The 19,379-nt window shown below is 56.5% G+C and carries 10 protein-coding genes and 2 tRNA genes; 8 read left to right on the plus strand and 4 right to left on the minus strand.

Features of this window, described 5'->3' with window-relative positions; all coding sequences use genetic code 11:
* Positions 1-171: 171 nt before the first annotated feature.
* Both HYT79_00585 and HYT79_00590 read right to left on the minus strand, forming a co-directional pair.
* Positions 172-1,293: a PorV/PorQ family protein gene (locus tag HYT79_00585; GenBank protein MBI2069074.1), complete on the minus strand. Its 1,122-nt coding sequence runs from the start codon at positions 1,291-1,293 to the stop codon at positions 172-174.
* Positions 1,290-4,901 carry a fibronectin type III domain-containing protein gene (locus tag HYT79_00590; protein ID MBI2069075.1) on the minus strand — a complete coding sequence of 1,204 codons (3,612 nt, stop codon included), beginning with the start codon at positions 4,899-4,901 and terminating at the stop codon, positions 1,290-1,292. Before HYT79_00590 ends, HYT79_00585 begins: the two co-directional genes overlap by 4 nt.
* 160 nt (positions 4,902-5,061) lie before the next feature.
* On the opposite strand from HYT79_00590, the gene gap reads away from it, so the two are divergent.
* On the plus strand, positions 5,062-6,120 hold the full coding sequence (gap, locus tag HYT79_00595; GenBank protein MBI2069076.1) for a type I glyceraldehyde-3-phosphate dehydrogenase: 1,059 nt from the start codon (positions 5,062-5,064) through the stop codon (positions 6,118-6,120).
* Positions 6,121-6,123: 3 nt separating this feature from the next.
* Here the strand turns inward: gap and rocF are convergent, their stop codons facing one another.
* Entirely contained in the window at positions 6,124-7,041 is a 918-nt protein-coding gene (gene rocF / locus HYT79_00600) for an arginase (GenBank protein MBI2069077.1), read from the minus strand.
* Positions 7,042-7,228: 187 nt separating this feature from the next.
* Between rocF and HYT79_00605 the strand changes: the two genes are divergently transcribed.
* The 7 genes from HYT79_00605 (at position 7,229) to HYT79_00635 (ending at position 12,538) form a co-directional block, all read left to right on the plus strand.
* Complete coding sequence (locus tag HYT79_00605; GenBank protein ID MBI2069078.1) at positions 7,229-7,753, plus strand: arginine decarboxylase, pyruvoyl-dependent; 525 nt, start codon at positions 7,229-7,231, stop codon at positions 7,751-7,753.
* A 40-nt stretch (positions 7,754-7,793) separates the two neighbouring features.
* Positions 7,794-8,786: a deoxyhypusine synthase family protein gene (locus HYT79_00610; GenBank protein MBI2069079.1), complete on the plus strand. Its 993-nt coding sequence runs from the start codon at positions 7,794-7,796 to the stop codon at positions 8,784-8,786.
* A 46-nt stretch (positions 8,787-8,832) separates the two neighbouring features.
* Positions 8,833-9,777 (plus strand): agmatinase, encoded by a 945-nt coding sequence (gene speB, locus HYT79_00615; GenBank protein ID MBI2069080.1) that lies wholly within the window; start codon positions 8,833-8,835, stop codon positions 9,775-9,777.
* Positions 9,774-11,324: a 2,3-bisphosphoglycerate-independent phosphoglycerate mutase gene (locus tag HYT79_00620; protein MBI2069081.1), complete on the plus strand. Its 1,551-nt coding sequence runs from the start codon at positions 9,774-9,776 to the stop codon at positions 11,322-11,324. Before speB ends, HYT79_00620 begins: the two co-directional genes overlap by 4 nt.
* Positions 11,325-11,399: 75 nt before the next feature.
* Positions 11,400-12,185 carry a hypothetical protein gene (locus HYT79_00625; protein MBI2069082.1) on the plus strand — a complete coding sequence of 262 codons (786 nt, stop codon included), beginning with the start codon at positions 11,400-11,402 and terminating at the stop codon, positions 12,183-12,185.
* A 181-nt stretch (positions 12,186-12,366) separates the two neighbouring features.
* Positions 12,367-12,443: transfer RNA gene (locus HYT79_00630), tRNA-Val, on the plus strand.
* Between the two features lie 19 nt (positions 12,444-12,462).
* Positions 12,463-12,538, plus strand: a tRNA-Cys gene (locus HYT79_00635).
* Between the two features lie 9 nt (positions 12,539-12,547).
* Here the strand turns inward: HYT79_00635 and HYT79_00640 are convergent.
* Positions 12,548-19,219 (minus strand): DnaJ domain-containing protein, encoded by a 6,672-nt coding sequence (locus HYT79_00640; protein MBI2069083.1) that lies wholly within the window; start codon positions 19,217-19,219, stop codon positions 12,548-12,550.
* Between the last annotated feature and the right edge of the window lie 160 nt (positions 19,220-19,379).

A 19,379-nucleotide genomic window follows, 5' to 3' on the forward strand; every position in this document is an offset into this window, starting at 1 on the left:
TGTGAGACATAACTCATTTACTACCGTCACACCGGCGAAAGCCGGTGTCCAGGCCCGAAATTCTCGATTTAATTGCAGATTCAAGCACCTGGATTCCAGCTTTCGCCGGAATGACTGCCCTTTTTAAGCCATGTCTTACAGTAGAGTTAGGTTGATGGCCGTTTAATCGGTTTAATACCGATTTTCCGGGTCTTCCGGCAGGACGTCTTTGGGAGCCGCTTGGGGTTTGGGTTCGGCTTGGCGTTTAATATCCGGGTGTTCGCTGTGCTTGTGCTCGTGCTCCTTGTGTGTTTCGCTGGGGTTGTCTTCATCGACGTGCGGGTCGCGCCGGCGCTTGTGGTGATGGAATTTATAGGAAAGGGAAACGCGATGAGTGTTGCCCAAATCGCCCAAAGGATTGTAGGCGTAATCCACGCCTAAATTGAAGAACTCGAAGCCCAAACCCACGCTGTAATTGGCATTGGAGCCCAATTCCGCGCTCAATCCCCTTGTGTTGTAGCCGGCGCGGGGGGAAATAATGGTTTCATGCCCGGCGTTGAGATGAAGCTCGATGCCGCCGAAGAAGTCGGGGTCGCCTTTATTGGGAATAGTGGCCGCGAGGCTGATCCATGTTCCGTCGTAGTTGGGCACCTCTTTGGCGCCGGCGATGCGCAATTGAGTGGGCAGGGGGCTGCTTTCTTTGACGAATTTCAGCCCGTTGCCGAAATTTTGATAGGCAATCCCGAGCGAGCCGTCGTGGGAAATGTAGAGCAAACCTATGTCCCCGGCCACCGTTGATTTGGTGGCGCTTAATTTCGAGGATAAAAATTGCGCGGCGACGCCGATTCTTAAATGGCTCTGATGGATGACGGTGCCGTAAGCGATGCGGCCGAGCGTTTCTTTGGGCGCGAAGCTGCTGCCTGTCTTCGTCCCGGTGTTGTCGATTTCTTCGAGGGTTCCGTAGGAGAGGTATTGCACGCCGAATCCGAGGCCGCCCGAACCCGCGGGGATGACGCCGGCCACGGAATCATAAAAAATAGGGTCAATGAGCGGGCCGTGCAAAAGGTCGATGGACGTATGGCGGCCGGCGGAAACAGCGGCCGGGTTATAGTAGAAAGTGCTGGCGCGGTAATCGGGAAGCGCCCCGTAAGCTTCGCCCAAGCCGTAGGCCCGGGCATTGCCTCCCATCAGCAGGAGATTGCCGGTGGAGCGTCCCCTGTCGGCTGCGGACAGGGGGAAACAGAGATAGGCCAGCATGGCCAGGGCCAGGGTGATCGGCATCCACCCGCCGTGCGGGTACCCGGACTTGGTCATCGCTCCAGAACCAGCCTTCCCTGCTTGGCCTCGCCTTCAGGGTTCGTGATGCGCCAGAGATAGACGCCGGAAGCGACGGGATGCCCGGCCGTGTTGATGCCGTTCCACAAGAGCTTGCCGCCCGTGCCTTCGATGGTTTTATCCTCCACCAGTTCGCCGAAAATCGTGTAAATGCGCAGCGTAGCATTCGTGGTCACGCCTTCGAAGGTGAGTTTGGTGGCGTCGAATTTGTCGCCTGAGCCGATTCTCCAGGGGGTGGGGTAAACCTTGATCGTGTTTAAGGCCGATGCTGCGGGCGAACCGCCGGCCGCATAAACGCTGAAGTGCTCGACGCCGATGGAAATCGTATTGCTCGTGGTGTCGATGGTGCCTGCGCCCAGCGATTCCCAGCGTTGCGTGGTCTCATTGAGCCTGTAAACGACCAGGCTTTGTTCTTCAAGCTCGGGGCTGGAGCCGTCGACGATCCCGTCTTGATTGACGTCTTTGTACGGGATGATGATGGTCACGTTCGACGAGAAATTTTCCGTTCTGGGGCCTCCCGACGGTCCGTAGAAGACGAATTCACGCATGCTGTTGGTGAATAAATTTTGTCCTGCGCCCAAATTGCTGTTGGCGTTGGTGATGGCCGTGGTGCTGGCGATCAAATTAAAGAGGAGGGGGGTGGTCGAAACCGCGATCGAGCCGCTGGTCAATCCTCCGGGGTAGGTGACGCCCGATGGAATCAACGCGCGCGTGTAATTGTCCGAGGAAGCCAGCACATAGCTTTGCGTATTGGTGATGGCTACGGTGGCCACGGAAATCAAATAAGCGGCGGGAGGATTGCCGGTGTTAGCCAAGGTCGAAGGTCCGCCCAAGGTGGGGCAAGGCAGGCTGTCGCCGTTGAAGGACAAGATTTTAAAGGAATAGGGGTTATTGGGCAGAAGACCGGAAAGGGCTTTCGTGGTATCCGTCAAATTGGCGGAGAGGGCCACGATGGTTGAAACGCTGCCCATGAAATCAGTGGAGGTTGCGGCCTGAATCACGTAGCGGGTTCCCGAAGGATTGCCGTTGGCGCCCCAGCTTAAGGTGAGGGAATTGTAAGAAACATTGCTGGCCGCCAAAGCAACCGGGCCGGTGGAAATCGTATAAACCGTGACCACCGAGGAGGTCGAGCCGCCGGAAGAGTTAAACGCGGCTACTTGACGCGAATAAGCCGTATTGATGGAAAGACCCAACTCAACCCAAAATGTGGTATTGGCGTCAAGGTTGATGATGCCTCCGGAGGATTGCACGATGCGGAAGCCTTCCTCATCGCTTAAATCGCTCCAACTCCAGGTGATCGAAGAAATCCCGTTGGCGGCGCCGGCCAATGAGCTCGGCGTGCTTGGCGCGGACGCCGGGGTGGTGACTGAAAATCGGGCGTAGCGTTGTTGGTTAGGCTTAGCCGTCATCTTCGTGAAATCGCCGCCGGCATCGAGCTTGGAGCTGCCCATGACCAAGCTTCTGACCGTAGTGCCGTTGGGATTGGGATTCCAGGCCGTGGCTTGTCCGTTGGAAGTGTAGAGTTCGGCTAAGCGGCCTCTGACTTGCCCGCCGACACTGGTGAAGCTCCCGCCGGCAAAAATTGTGGAACTGCTGATTGCTAAAGCGTTCACTGTGTCGCTGGCGCTAGGATTCCAAGTTGTGACCACAGAACCTGTGGATCCTTCGATAGCAGCGGCCAAGCGGTTTCTAGATACGGTTCCGCCTTCGGCTGTGGTAAATGCGCCGCCGGCATAAATAATGCCGTTGGCATAAGCCAAAGCGTTGACCGCGCCGTTCATATTGGGATTCCATTGATTGACGTATCCCGTTGATCCTGTTTGTATGGCGGCCAAGCGGACAATGGCCATGGATCCTGCGCCGGAACCGTTGACGGTTGTGAAATCGCCGCCTGCGTAAACAAGCGGTTCTCTCACGACCAGGGCATTGACATCACTCCACATATTTGGATTCCAGGATGTCACAAAACCCGTGCTTCCCTCTTGAAGCGCGGCCAGACGGTTCCTAATATGATTCGCTCCGCCGATGCTGCCTGCGCCGTTGAATAAGCCGCCGACATAAACGAGGTTATTGCTGACCGCGATGGTATTGACCGTGCTCGTGGGGCTGGAATTGAAAATCGTGGCATAACCCGTGCTGTTTTCCTGGATGGCGGCCAAACGAGCCTGGCCCATGCCCGCGATATGCAGGAACGTGCCGCCGGCGTAAATGACCCCGTTGCCTACGGCCAAAGCGTTGACTTGGGCGCCGGGAGTGCTGGCGTTGGGATCCCAGGTCGTGAGATCGCCCGTCGTGGCGTCAATAGCCGCTAGCAGGTTTCTGATTTTTCCGCCCACGCTGCTGAGTTGGCCTCCTATATAGATTTTAGAGCCGCCGACAGCCAGGACATCGGCTTCGCCGCCGCCGGCGACATTCCAGACAGTGTCAACGTATCCGGTGGTGTTTTCCCTAATCGCGGCCAACCTCGATACGGGCAGACTCCCGTTGTTGGCGTTTTCAAAAATTCCTCCGGCGTAAATCATGGAATTTGAATAGGCCAGGCTGTGGACGCGGTCGCTCATATCCGGATCCCACAGGGTGACATAGCCGGTTGATCCGTCCACAATGGCGGCTAAGCGATCGCGCAAGGGCCAGGCGCCGTTGAGCGTCGTAAAATCACCGCCGGCATAAACGATGTTGTTGGCGATTACCAGGGCGCGCACCACGTCATTGGCATTTGGGTCCCATGCGTGGACGTATCCCGTCGTGTTTTCCAGGATCAAGGCCAAGGAATTTCGCGGCAAGTTATCCATGGTGCCGAAGTAACCGCCGGCATAAACGCCGTTGGTTGAAATCGCCAGCGCGTTGACGGTGTTATCCGCATTGGGATTCCAGGATGTTGCGTTGCTTGAATTTAAATTGGGGAATAAAGCCGCCAAACGATTGCGCGTTGCGCCGCCGATGGTGGTGAAATCGCCGCCTGCGTAAACAAGGCCGTTTGAGCCGATGGCCAAGGCGAAGACAGTGCCATTGGGATTGGGATTCCAAGCCGTGACATAACCCGTGCTGTTTTCTTGAACGGCGGCCAGGGCGTTTCTGAGCAAGCCTCCGGCCGTAGTGAATAGTCCTCCGATATAAACGATTCCCGTTGTGCTGACGACAATAGCGTTGACGTCGCTGTCGAGCTCCGGTTTCCATGTCGTGTCCAGAGTCCCGTCGGATTCAATATGAGCCAGGTATTTATAACTTGAGTTGTTGTCGATGGCGGTGAAGTCGCCGCCGACATACCATCCGCCCGAACCGTCGGCGGTTGCGGCTAAGACATTCCCGTTGATTTTGGGGAATGTCGAATCCGAGGAGCCTGAGGCCGCGCTGACGGGAACGCCGCCGCCGGTATAAGGACCCACATAATCGAAACTCCCGCCGATATAAATCGTATTGCCCGAACGAACAATGGCGAGAACCGAGCCGTTAGTGATCAAATTCGTGTCCGCTGTGATGACGTCGGATAAGGCATGATGCGCCGATAAAGCGATGAAGGCGTTTAATAAGAAAAAAGTGGCCGCCTTGCGGCCTGCCGTTCTCTCTCTCCAGTATCCCTTAGACATGGCTAATTAGTCATTAACAGGCAAATCGCGGTTTTGTCAATAGGCATTTTGACAACCGGCTGCTGCGCCTTTGAAGGCTGTTTTTTCCGACGAAGATTTATTTGAAGTTTCAGATGTCCTAAAATAAATACATGGTTTTAGATCAAGGAGGACATCAAAAATGCCTATTAAGGTAGCGATTAACGGTTTTGGACGAATCGGACGCCTGGTTTTGCGCGCGGCCCTTTCCCGCAAAGGAACGGATGCCCTGCAATGGGTTGCGGTCAATGATTTGACGGACGCGGCCACCTTGGCCCACCTTTTTGAATACGATTCCACGTTTGGCCGCTTCCCCGGCAAAGTCAAAGCCGAGGGCAATCTTATTAAAGTCAATGATTCCCAGGTTGAGATCGTTTCCGTGAAGGAACCCAAGGAACTTCCCTGGAAAAAACTGGGCGTTGATTATGCGGTGGAATCCACGGGACGTTTTACCGAGGCCGAAAAAGCCAAAGGGCATTTGGAAGCCGGAGCCAGAAAGGTCGTGATTTCGGCGCCGGCCAAAGGCGAAGATATTACGGTTTGTATGGGCATCAACGAAGATCAATATGATCCCCAAAAACACCAAGTCGTCTCAAACGCCTCCTGCACCACGAATTGCGTGGCTCCGTTGGCCAAAGTGCTGCATGAAATTTTTACCATCAATCGAGGTTACATGGTGACGATTCATGCCTACACCAACGACCAGCCGACCCTTGATTTTCCGCATAAGGATCTTCGCCGGGCCCGTGCCGCGGCCCTGTCCATGATTCCGTCGACCACCGGCGCGGCCAAGGCCATCGGGCTTGTTTTGCCGGAGCTTTCCGGCAAATTAAACGGCATGGCGGTCCGGGTTCCGACCCCCGACGTTTCCATGGTCAGCCTTTCCGCTCACGTGGCCAAAGCCACGGGCAAGGTCGAGGTCAATGAAATGTTCCGTCAAGCGGCCGAATCCTCGCGCCTGAAAGGTTATTTATCGTACAGCGAATTGCCCCTGGTCTCCAAAGATTTCCAGGGCAATCCCTCAAGCTGTATTTTCGATTCGACGCTCACCGATGTCATTGACGGCACGTTAGTCAATGTGTTCGGCTGGTATGACAATGAGTGGGGTTACGCGAACAGGGTCGTGGATTTGTTGACCTACATGGCCTCAAAGGAACCCAAGTCTGCGGCTGTAAAAAAAACCGTTAAAGCCGGCCGGTAGTTCTCAAAAAATTCGTTTCCCTAATAAGGAGAGGATCAGCTCGCTCGCTAATTCGGCGGTCGAGTTTTTGACGTCCAGGATCGGATTGACTTCCACCATGTCCATCGAGCAAATCATGGCTGAATCAGCCAGCAGCTCCATGGCCAAATGCGCTTCCCGGTAGCTCAGCCCCCCTCGTTTGGGCGTGCCCACGCCCGGAGCCAGGGCCGGGTCCATGACATCGATGTCGTAGCTGAGGTGAACGCCCCCCGTGCCGTTGGCGGCCAAAGACAGGGCCTCTTCCATGACTTTGGAGATGCCGAAACGGTCGATTTCCTTCATGGTAAAAACTTTGATTTGCGATTGCGCGATCATCGCTTTTTCGCGATCGTCGATGTCCCTGGCGCCGATTAAGCAGGCGTTCTGAGGCAGGACTTTCCCTTTGATGCCGCCTAAGGCGGCCAGTTTGGGATCGCCCATGCCCATGATATGCGCGAAGGGCATGCCGTGCACGTTCCCCGATTGCGTGGACTGCGGCGTATTCATGTCCCCGTGGGCGTCGAACCAGATCAGCCCCAATTTTTTGTTTTGTTGATCGAAATATTTGGCCGCTCCGGAGACCGAACCCATGGCCAGGCTGTGATCGCCGCCTAAAACTACGGGCATGAATTCTTCATTGAGCGCGCGGTGAACGCGTTTGTCCAGGCGCTCGCAGACTTTGTAAATTTCGGCGGCGTATTTTTTTTTGGCGTCGCCTGGTTTGCGTTCCTCCGGGATGGGCACGTCGATATCGCCCCAGTCCTGGACCTGCCGGCCCATTTCTTGAATTTGCTCGGAGAGTTTCGTCATGCGGATCGCGCTGGGCCCCATATCCACGCCGCGGCGATTGCCGCCTAAATCCATGGGGACGCCCAGCAGCGCCACTTTTTTCTTTTTCGACATCGGTTGATTATCCCAAATTGATAGAAAAAGATTGTCTCCGTCGAAAACAGTTGCTAGAATTTCCGCACGATGCAAAAAAAATTTTGTGTTGCGGTAAGTAAAGCGCAATATTTGGAATTTCAAATTTTAAATTTGAAATTCAACGGGTGGGGAGGTATTTCAAGTGCCGCGTGATGTCGCTCGCTACATTTGTCTGACCAAAGGCGTTGGCCGCCACAGGGAACGGTTGTCGTCGTTCGAGGAGGCGTTGCGCGACGCCAAAATCGCCCAGTTCAATCTGGTGCACGTGTCGAGTATCTTTCCGCCGCACTGTAAAATTTTACCGACCAGCAAAGGCTTGGCCAGGCTCAAGCCCGGCCAAATCGTTCACGTTGTTTTAGCCAGAAGCGAGACCAACGAAAATCACCGCCTGGTCGCCGCATCCGTGGGCTTGGCGTTGCCCAGGGACCAAGCCCAGTACGGGTATCTTTCCGAGCATCACAGCTACGGGGAAACCGAAGAACAAGCCAGCGAGTATTGCGAGGATTTGGCCGCGCAAATGCTGGCGACGACCTTGGGCATTGATTTCAATAAAGACGCTTCGTGGGATGAACAGAGGGAGATCTGGAAAATCTCAGGCAAAATTTTCAAAACGACGAATGTCACTCAGTCCGCCGTCGGTCTTGGGGGTAAGTGGACCAGCGTGGTGGCGGCTGCGGTATTGATCCCTTAGTTGAGCGGCAACGATTGGAGGAAGGATGACGTCAAGCACGATGACTAAAGAGAAAGTGGCGTTGGGAAGCGTCGGCCAATTCATGGAGGCCAACTTCAAACATTTCAACGCCAGGGAAACGCTCGAAGCCGCCCGCGCGTTTAAAAGACACACGGAGGACGGGGGCAAAATGTTTTTGGCCCTGGCCGGGGCCATGAGCACCGGCGAGTTGGGCATTTCATTGGCCCGGATGATCCGGGAAGGAAAAATTCACGCCATTTCTTCCACCGCCGCCAACATGGAGGAGGATATTTTTAACCTGATGGCCCACGATGACTATAAAATCCTATCCAATTACCGCGATTTGACGCCGGAAGCCGAACTGGCCTTGCGGGATGAGGGCTTTAACCGGGTGACGGATACCTGCATCCCCGAGGAAGCAATGCGAATTTTTGAACGCAAATTGATTTTGGGCCTGTGCGCGGACGCCGCGGCCAAGGGAGAGCGTTATTTCCCCTGGGAATATTTTTACCAACTTTTCGATCGCGGGGAGATCCAGAAGCATTTTCATGCCCCGGTTGAGAACTCTTGGGTTTACGCCGCGTATGAAAAAGGCATCCCTATCTATACGCCGGGTTGGGAAGATTGCACATTGGGCAATTTTTTCACGGCTCGCGTCATGGAGGGGAAAATCAAATCGCATGCCTGCATGCGTTTGGGCACCGAGTTCATGGAACACCTGGTGCGTTGGTATTTGGAAAACGTCAAGGAGACTTCGATCGGATTTTTCCAGATCGGCGGCGGCATCGCCGGGGATTTCGCCATTTGCGCCGTTCCGCTCATTCTGCAGGACTTAAAGAAGAAAAACGCTCCTCTCTGGGGCTATTTCGCCCAGATCAGCGATTCGACCACTTCTTACGGTTCCTATTCCGGCGCGGTTCCCAATGAAAAGATCACGTGGTATAAAATTTCGCCCACAACCCCGCGGTTCATGATTCAGTCGGACGCGACGCTGGTGGCGCCGCTGATTTTCGGCTACGTTCTCGGAGATTAGGACGTTAGGGACGTAGCTTAGTTTCTTAGTTATTAATGGAAAACTAATGAAAACTAAGAAACTAAGCTACGTCCCCGTTCTCGGCCAAAAACAGAATTTTTTAGGCCTCCCGTTTCCTCATTGCGATCTCGATAAAGCCAAATTCGCGGTGGTGCCCGTGGCTTTTGAGCGGACCACGTCTTATATCAAAGGCACGGTGCACGGTCCCTCCAAACTGTTGGCCGCCAGCCATCAGCTTGAATTTTATGATGAGGAGCTTTCCGAAGAAATCGGTTTTTCGCATGGCATCGCCACGATCAAGCCGCTGAAACCTACGCCCAGGGTGGAGTCCAAAGAATTTCTCTTGAAAACTTCATCGGTCGTGCGCGAATTGGCTCAACGCGGCAAATTCGTGGCCACGGTCGGCGGCGAACATACGATTACATTCGCGCCGGTCAATGCGATGAAAGACGTCTACCCTGATTTAAGCATCCTTTATATAGACGCTCATGCGGATTTAAGAGACAGCTATGAGGGCACGCCTTGGAACCATGCCTGCGCGCTGAGGCGTTCGATCGAGGCTTGTCATTCGGCTGGGGGACGTGGCGTGACCGCATTGGTGGGCATACGCAGCATGGACGTTACCGAAGCGCGTTATATTCAAGACAACCGGACGTTGGCTTTATTCGATGCGCATCGCTGCCGCCGGCTGGCAACCGAGATCAACCGCATCATCGAGCATTTAGGCGAGCATGTTTATATTTCGATCGATTTAGACGGCCTCGACCCTTCCGTGATCCCGGGCGTGGGCACGCCGCAGCCCGGTGGGTTGGGCTGGTACGATTTGCTCGATTTGCTCAAAGCGGTTTTTGATCATCGCAAGGTCGTGGGCGTTGATTTGATGGAACTGGCTCCGTTGAAAGGCCAGGTTGTTTCGGAATTTGCGGCGGCCAAGCTTCTTTATCGCGTGTTCGGGTATGCGGCCCGCGGCCGGCCGCTCGCGACAAAATGAACACAACGCTGCTGGTCATTCTCGACGGCTGGGGCTGGCGTCCCGACATCAAGGATAATGCCATCGCTCACGCGCCTAAACCCGTTTATGACCGTTTGTGGAGTTCCTACCCTCATACATTTTTGCACGCTTCCGGACAGTGGGTCGGGCTTCCGGAGGGGCAAATCGGTTCTTCCGAAGTCGGCCATACGATTATCGGGGCCGGGCGCAATGTTCTTCAATTGTCCACGGCCATCACGGCCGCCGTTCGCTCAGGCCGGTTTTTTTCAAATCCGGTTCTCTGCAATGCGGCCGCGCACGTTTTGAAAACCGGCGGAACGCTCCACGTCATGGGCCTGACCTCCGACGGCGGCGTACATAGTTATTGGGAGCATCTGATGGCCGTGCTTCGCTTGGCCAAGGAGCGTGGGCTCGGCCGCGATCAATTGGCCATTCATGCCATTTTGGACGGGCGCGACGTGGGGCCTAAGACAGGCAAGGGCTATATTGAAAAGCTTAAGAAAGAATTGGAAACCTTGGGCATCGGGCGCATCGCCACTGTGATGGGGCGCTATTGGATTATGGATCGGGACAAGCGCTGGGAACGCGTCGCCAAGGGTTACCGCGCCGTTGTCTTGGGTGAAGGCGTCAAGGCCCGCGATCCCGCGGCTGCGGTGGGCGACAATTATTTTGCCGGGAAAACGGATGAATTCATCGAACCCGTCGTGATTATGGGCGCCCAAGGCCCTACGGCCGTAATCAAAGATGGGGACGCGGTCGTCATTTATAATTTCCGGGCGGATCGCGCCAGGCAAATCGCCCGCGCCCTGACCGATCCGGGTTTTCAGGAATTCGACCGGGGGCGGCGGCCCGACGTTCATTTGGCCTGCATGACTCTTTACGACGCGACGCTGGGCGCGCCCGTGGCTTTTCCGCCGGAATCAGCCAATGGGGGCGAGCGGCCTGCGAATTTGCCTGAGATTTTAGAGGAGAAAGGAATCCCTCAGTTGCGTATTGCTGAGACGGAAAAATACGCCCACGTCACTTATTTCCTTTCCGGCGGCAAAGAAGCGCCGCTGCCCCATGAGGAGCGCATCATGATTCCTTCGCCTAAAGTCGCCACCTACGATCAGACGCCGGAGATGTCCGCCCGCGCTATTACGGATAAATTGATCGAAGCATTGCCCAGGTTCCCTGTCGCCGTCTGTAATTTTGCCAACGCGGATATGGTCGGGCATACCGGCGTGTTCGACGCCGCGGTCAAAGCCTGTAGTTTCGTGGACCAATGCCTGGGCCGCATTATCAACAAAATGGAAGAATTAGGCGGCGCCGTCATCATTACCGCCGATCATGGGAATTCCGAGCGCATGAAAGACGAGCAGGGTGCGCCCCATACCGCTCATACGATGAGCGTGGTGCCTTTTATTTTATGGACCAAGCCGAATCAAAATCTCAAGCTTCGTCAAGACAAAGACGCGGGATTGCGCGATATCGCTCCGACCATCCTTGAGTTGCTCGGCTTGCCTCAGCCTCCGGGCATGGACGGCCGCTCGTTGATTCTTCGTTAGAAAACTAAAGACCTAATTTTTATTAGGCCCCTGGACCCTAGTAAGAAAATACGCTTGGGCGCACACTTGGGGCGTATGCGTCGATCGTGGTTTCTGGCAATAGCCGCAGCTCTCTTGCCGGTTTTTGGGCGGGCCGATGTATCCACGGATCAGATTACAAGAAACATCGAGTCCATCGTCGAGCGGCAGCAGCCGAGCGGCGCGCGCTGGCGCTTGGCGCTTCCCAAACCTCCTCCCGATTTATTATCGCCGGAGCATCAATGGAAGGATTCTTATGGTTTGGTTCGATACGGCAGCCAGCCCCGGGTTTCCGGGCACCCCGGCCCTAATGTTTATGTCCTTTCTTCGAGTTTTGACCGCAGTCCTGAGATCGGCCGTATTCGTCTCGTGGCCGTGGATCAGACCTCCATCCATGAAGGGCGAAGGATTCTCGGCGACGGCACCGAAGTTTTCCGGCGCATCAGCATGGATTTGAGAACCGGCCGGGACGGCGCTCGCCTCATCCTCAGCGACCGGAGACTCAAAACAGCCGGTTCGGTTTTGATCGAGCCGCAGGGCGCCGTCGGCTTACGCGTGGAAGATTATCGCATGGTCATGCGCCGGGCGGCGGGCGTCTTTGAAGCCGGGCGTCCGGGGGGGCCTCTGGTTCCGGTCAGCGTTTCGGATAAAGTCGTTGATTTTTTTTCAAGCAATCCTTCCCGAACAATCGAGACCATGGCTTACCGTTCGCGAGGAGCGGGCACGAGCGGACGGGCGTTGGCGCCGGCGGCCGGCGTCCTGCTATCCATTGATCTTGAGGCGGCTTTGGGCAGACCCGCCGCAGCCGCAGCTCGCGTCGCTTTGCGCCAACTCGCCCGCTAATACTCTTACCTACTTCTACAGCCGCATTTTTCCCCGTCATTCCGGCGAAGGCCGGAATCCAGACATTCTTCGGATTCGCCATCACTGGACACCGGCTTTCGCCGGTGTGACGAAAGGGAAAGTGCGGCTGTAGAACTACCGTGAATTTGGAATAATATGTTTTATTATTGCCGTTTTGACCGGGCGGTTAGCTCAGTTGGTTAGAGTACCTCGTTGACATCGAGGGGGTCAGAGGTTCGAGTCCTCTACCGCCCACCAGCTTCATCATCGATCGCGCGGCGCGGTAGCCAAGTGGCTAAGGCGGCGGTCTGCAAAACCGCTATTCGCCGGTTCGATTCCGGCCCGCGCCTCCATTGGGATCCTTACCAAAGCTGCTGGAATCTAAAGGCGCCTTGCCCTTGGTGGCTGCTTCTGTAGCCTCCGTATCTATGCACGAAGACGGCTGTGATGACCTGCCCTGATCTGGGGCTGTACACGATGGCGATATGGGTGGGTTTCTGCATCCTCGAGGTTTCAGGGTTTCTGATCATGGGCAGTTCGCTTAACGGGATGCCGAGCTCGCCTAAAGATTTATAAATAACTCTGGTTCCGTCGGCTTGGATTTGTCCGTTCCTGGTCGTTTGAATGATGCTTAAGAGATGTTCCGGACTGAGGGCATTGCCGATTTCAGGATGCCCCGTGCCTAAACCCCTGCCGTAGGAACTGCCTAGAAGAATGTGGCTCCATGTTTGATGATCCATTCGAATCGAGCGGCTGACGCCGGGGACGGCAACTTCAGCGTTCCATTGTTGTTCCACAAATCCCCAGCCGGGCCCGCCCGCATTGATTCTGGAGGCGAATTCCAGCCGCCGGGATTCTTCGACGGGCGTCAGCGTTCTGGGCGTTCTCGGCGCAATGGTGACGGTCGGAGTGGGCAAAGCACCGATGAGAGGCGATGAATGATCCGGGGGAACTTGGGCAAGTTCGGTGGAATTCGTAGGTTCCCCGGGCTCGATTTGAAGGCCGCCGGAGCGCAGCGAGCGGGCGAATCCTTCCAACGGCATGAACAGACGCCGGTTATTCCAATTGGAGTCGATGATGGAGACATAGCTTTGCCCGCCATGTTCGAAAACGCCTTCAACGACAACGGCATGGAGGCTGTTTTGGCCTTCGATCACGGCCAGCATGGGTTTGCCGGTGCGTTCAATCGTTTCAAAAAATTCGTCGATCGCAGCCACTCTGGCCCGGCCGAAGGAGCGGGCAAGTTCCATAACTTCGCCATGGGAAAGACCTTGAACGATTTGTCCATCCGATCCGAATCGATGCGGAAAAAGCTCTCTCGCCCGGTTCATGACCTGATTGAGCCCGCTTTGATTGAGTTCCACAACGCCCATAGCTGCAAGCAGGTTATGCGTAGCGTGAATGGCGCAGGCCGGACCTTCCTGTGGCAACGTTCCGTCGATGCGAGCCAGGTTCGCGGCGCTGTTTCTTGCGGCTAAAAGTTCCGCGTCTCCGCCAAGATCAGTCGCTTCTATGATCCTGGCCGTCTGCTGTCCCGGAGGTTCGCCAGCTAAGCGGCCTTCCAACCGGGCGTCTCTTGTGTCGGCCAGAATCCGGTCGGCGGAATTGCCTCCGGCGCGCGGCCGGACCGCGCCTTTTCCTTGACCCAAGGAAGAGACGGAAGGAATAATAGCCGAGGCCGGCACTTCGACCAGGGGCTCCATGACGATGATGCCGTCTGAGATGAGCGACGAGGAGAATTGGGGAAGAGTATAGACAAGGGGCGTATTGCGGTGAGAGTCGGTGACGACCACATGAGGCTCCGGCGTGCGCGTTCCATCGGGCGCGACCGTCTCGATATAAACCACGCCGCGCACCACGACCGCGTGGGACTCGCCGTCTCCGGTGCGGAGAATCGCAAGCCCGGCGGGACGGTCAATGCCGGTCTGCGCCCTGGCTTCCTGCATTTGAAAGAAATCCGAGATCGCATAAGCCTTGAAGTCAACGGGATCGCCGGTTCCCGTGGATAAACCTTGAAGGTGGGCCAAAACTTGCATTAATTGATTTTCATAAAGCCCATCGTTGGGATCGAATCCGTAGCGCTCCGCGATATTCATAATTTGGGTCAAGGTAAAACGGCCGTTGGACATATTGGCCAGGGCGTGGGAAACGCAATTGCCTTCGCTCCCTTGCAGTCCTTGCCAGGAAGCCGGGGCCAGAAGCCCGTCGGCCTCCGCGGCCGCGATCGCTTCTTGCACGGGTTCGACGCTCGCTGTTGTCAAGGCTTCGGTCCGCCATCGGGCGATTTCGCTGTTTGTGGCCAGGCTTGACCCGTTTTCATAATCCCAAAGTTGAGCATCCGGGGGCAGGGCTCTGCCCGCTCCGCCCGGCTGCACGGGCCGGCATGTGCGGCAGGTTGAAACTTCCTTCGTTAGCTCGGTGAAGATGGCGTTCATCTCCGTGTCCGTAAACGGCGCTTCGAGAGCCCGTGTTCCTTGGAGCTCATGATAAGCGTCATAGCCCAAGATATTGACTCTTAACGGTTCAAGCTGGGTCAACAGCGTTGAACCAAGACCCACGGGCAGGCCGATGGCCACGAGATCGCCGGTGGGCTCGATCATGGTGACTCCCGCTTCTTGAAGCGCGGAGCGGTATGTTTGAAGCGCTTCGGCATCGGCGCCGCGAAAATCCAGAAAAACGATATCTTCCGTCGGTTCATCGGACGCCAGGTCCGCTTCAGGAGGGGGGCTTTCCTTCGATCCCGCGCGAACCGGAGCCGCGATTCTTGAAGAAGTCGCTTGAGCGCTTGGCACGAGGTAGAGATCAGGCTCACCCAGCAATCTGTTTTGATGACGATTCCTGTAGCTGTCATAAACCCTTCGGCCGTTGATGTCTATTCCCCTCGACGGCAGAGCGAAACGGTAACTGATTAATCCGGAATCGCCGCCGGGCATGGGATTGTTTTCCGGAGGCAAAATGCCCGTACTTGTGCCGGTGAGCCCGCGTTCGGCAAGCGCGCCGTCGAGGGCGTTCATGAGATTTCTGGCTTGGGCCGCGTTTTCACACCAAACCGTGACCAGTTTGCCTTGCTGTGTCCCGGCATCCTCGCCGAAGAATCTGGGGTATCCTTCTGAACTGACGATTTTGTGCCTGATTCGCTGTCCGCGCAGGTATCCTGTGGCTAATCTGACAACGGCGGCTGCATTTTCAGGCGTGGCGCTGACGTGAAACTTCCAATGCGCGGAGGGGATGTCACCTTCGCTATTGGGGAGGAACTCAACAAAATTTTCTCGCGCTTGAAGGTAGCGGCCGTCCGGCCCATCATAAGCGCGCACTTCTTCGGTGAGAGAAACATAGGCTTCCGGAACAACACTTGCTTGTTGCGGTGCCAGAGGCGTGTCGGTGCGTGGTGTTGCGCGCAATGACGAACCTTTGCCTTTGGCTGTTTCGATGGGGATGACTTCGGCTCCGGCGGGGGGCGGTAAGGCTCTGGGCGCGCCTTGCGCCGGTTGAGCGCCAGGCCGCGCGGGCGCAGGTTCCGGCGTTTGCTCGGCGGTGGGAGTGGATGCGGCTGCCGCGCGTTCGGCTTGAATCGCCTCATAAGCCCGGTTGATGTCTCTCATCCTGGCTTCAGCTTGTGCTCCGGGAACGCGGTCAGGGTGATTTTCAAAGGCGAGTCGTCTGTAAGCCCGGCGCACTTGTTCCATGCTTGCGTTGCGTTCCAGTCCCAGCGCTCGATAGGGGTCAAAAGTGTCGGCTACCGCCGGCGTTTGAGTCCTGGTGGCCAGGGCTTTTGTGCCGCGGGGGGTTCTCGGGTGCGTGGCTCTGGCCATGCCCAAAAGCGTGGCTGCCGTGACCAGACCGCCGCCCGCTTCCCAGGCATCCTGTTGGGCGTAGACAGAGTCCGGGTCTTCGGCCAAGCGGGCAAAAACAGGCACTGAGTCTATAGCCTGAGCGCCCACGCCGATGACAAACGGCGTGGTCACGTAAGTTCTGGCGCCCAATTGCGCGTACTCCGCTCCTGCGGCGCCGATGCGGGCAACATTGACAATTCGCTGCGGGCTGATGCCAAGACCGACCAAGCTGCCGGCCAATCGTTCGGAAAAGGTTAATGCTCTGGTCGTGCCTGCGGTAACGGCCTCGGCTTCGCCGATGACGGCGAGCGCGGGCGTTAGGCGTCCGGCGGCTAGGCCGAGACTGGTCGCTCCCCGGACCGCAACGCCCGGCACTGCTCCGACAAGACCCAAAGGAGCGCCTTCAAAAAAAGCCGTGCTGGCTGCGCCGCCGACGCCCAAGGCGCCGTAGCCGAGTGATTCATACCATGTATCCGCAGTCGCGGCCTGGCGGAAAAAGTAGGCGGGCGCTGCGCTGAAGCTCCGGGCGGCAAAAGCTCCGAGCGTGGCGTCTTGGCTGCGATGCGCATCTCCAAAAACTTGATCGTAGACTCGATGCGAAAGGTCGGCCCTTCCTTGAAATTCTTTGCCGCGCCAGGATTGTTGGAAAGCCTCACGTTCTAAGTTTTCATCAAAAATTTCTTCTTCTTCATCGGTCATGGCGTCCCGTGCCAGCATTAACGATAAATTTTGGCGTTCCCGTTGATCTGCTTTGGCGTCATCCCAAGGCATACTGACCCCCACATCAGCCCAGGTCGCCGCGCCTAGGTGAATTAAATCCGACGTCGTGGCTGCATCAGCGTCAACGGCAGCCGAAACCCCAGCCGCAATCCAATACCCCGAGCCGACAACACCCATCACCGCGCTGCGCCCGACCTGAAGAAGCTGGGAAACAACGGGCGTGTCGTTCATGGCTGTTTCGCCGTAAAGGGACCAGAATGTCGGCTGTTGATAGGAGGTCCAGGAGGCGATTTCTTCCTCCGAAGTTTCTTCCCATTCCCCGTCCAAGCGCTGGCTGTGATCTCTGAGGTAAACGCGCCAACCGGAGCTGCCTTCTCCCAAAACAGCCATGGGGCTCCAATCTAAACGGCGCCCGTTGCCGTAGTACTCGGCCGCCGGCAGCCGGTGCACTTCAGCGTCGCTGGTGAGTTCGCCCTGAGCGTTGAAGCTCGCCCAATAAGCGACTAAAGCTTCGCCCGGCGCTTCGTCCGCCTCCCGCTGCGCGGCGGTGGCTGTGCCGTTTTGGAAACGTCCGACGAAAACCGTGCGGCCTCCGTGTTCGGTCGGCCTGGTCACCACGACTTCACCGTTGGGTTCGATATCCAACGTAGCGGCATCGGCATTATCCACCGTCTGGAGCCGATCGCCGATAAAGTCGGAAACCATGGGAACGCGTTCCTCCGATAAGCCGGTTAAAGGCACCATGGCCATGGCCACATCATCGGCTAAATTAATGCGCACCGTCTCATCGGTTTCCGCGGCCAGGGCATCCACTAAATCTCCGCCCAAACGGCTGTGCGAATTGCCGTCGTCAAAATACAAGGTGCGCAGCCAAACGCCATCGGGATTGCCGATGGAAAAACGCCGCACATCGTAGCTGACGCCCTCTTGCGGAGCGATCGCGGCCTGCAGGCATTGGTCTTCGCCGGGGTAGCATTCCAGGCGCTCCTCCTCGCTGCCGCCGGCGCCGATTCGTTGGAAACCGTTGAACGTGACATTGCCCTGGGCGTCCCTGTTAGTCAGGTAAAGAATAGACGAACCGTCGGCGTTGTTTCTATGCTGGCTGCTGGATGTGACATTGCCCTGGGCGTCCCGTTCGTTGACATAAATAACGGATGAGGAGTCCTCATGCTCCTCGACGACGCGTGCGGGGATGCCGTCGTCATACCAGTCGCCGGTGCGGATCACACCCCGGCCTTTTTCTTCTTCTCGGCGTATGCGTCCGCGCCCGTCTCTGGATTGAACCAGCGTGTATTGTTGGCCTTCATCGTCCTGCATTTGGGTGGAGACATGGGTTCCGGTGCGCCGGCCGCGAGAATCGAAGTAGTTGATGATGGTTTGATGGCGGCCTTCAAGCGTGCGGCTCGATGCCACGAAACGCCCGTCCGCTGAAATGAACCGGGTTTCCCAGTTTTGCGATTGCACCAAAAGACCGGTGGCTCCGTAGCGCCGGGCCAGGCGAACCTCATGCGCATCCGGCAAACCCACAAAGAATTTTTCGCCTTCATGCGTGGGACGGCCGCCCAACGCCGCCAACTGCAGATAACGCACGACGGCGGCTTGATAAGCGGTCAGCGATGTGTAGTACTCGACTAATTCAGGATGGGCGTCGAAATGCGCGTCAAGAGCCGCCTTGGCTTCGCCCCATTCCCGCCGCGCCCTGCTCAGGCGCCGCCAAAGCTGCCTGATTTGGGCGTTGTTTTCAAATTCTTGCAGAAGCGTTCGATCTTCTTCCGAGACATTCTCTGGATCGGCTAAATAATGTTCCAGGGCTTCGCCTAAGGCCGGATTTTCTTCAATTAACCGGCCTACGGAGCGGGATCGTCCGAATGCTTCGGTCGCGCCGGTGAGTTCCCTGGTTTTTTGTTCGCTGGCGCGCGCGAGCCTTCTGGTTTGGCCTAAAAAGCTGATTTCGGACGTTTCGATGTAGCGGTGAACCCCGGACATCCAGGCCTGAAGCCGTTCGAATTTTTGATTCGCATCCGTGAGCTCGGCGATTTCTTCGTATCGATCCATGAATTGACGAATTTGCCTGCGGGCGGTTCTGCCCAAGGATTCCTCGTCTTCGAGGGTTTCCAGCAGATCATACGCTTCGATCGCGGTTGCATTGAGCTCTCTCATGGCTACTTCCCGGTCGCAGGAGGCGATGCGCGCCAGGACTCGTTGCCGGATGCGCGAAGGCAGCAAAGGAATTTCGGCTGCGCCGGTTAAGGCCGCGCAAAGCACCGGGCCTGCGGGTTCTTCATCGGCGGCCGCCGGTTCCTCAAGAGGCTCTTGGACTTGCGCAACGACATCAGGAGTGACATCGGGATGAAGTTTCCCGTCTTCCGAGTAGCCGCAAATTTTGACCCTTCCCCAGAGGGAGTGGTGCTGAAATTTGGGTGTCCCGCAGTTAAAATAAGGGGTGTTTGTCAGGAAAAAGCGCAACAAAAGCGGCTCCATCAGCGTTCAAATCATAGACAAGGCCAATGGCTATAAAGTTTTCCAAACCATAGGTTCTTCCCGCGATCCCAACGAAATCGAAAAATTCCTGATTCAGGCACGTCAGATTATTCATGCCGGCCCTCCGGGTCAGCTTTGGTTGTTCCCGAATCAAAGCAAA

The sequence above is a fragment of the Elusimicrobiota bacterium genome, assembly GCA_016180815.1.
Lineage (GTDB): Bacteria > Elusimicrobiota > Elusimicrobia > JACQPE01 > JACQPE01 > JACPAN01.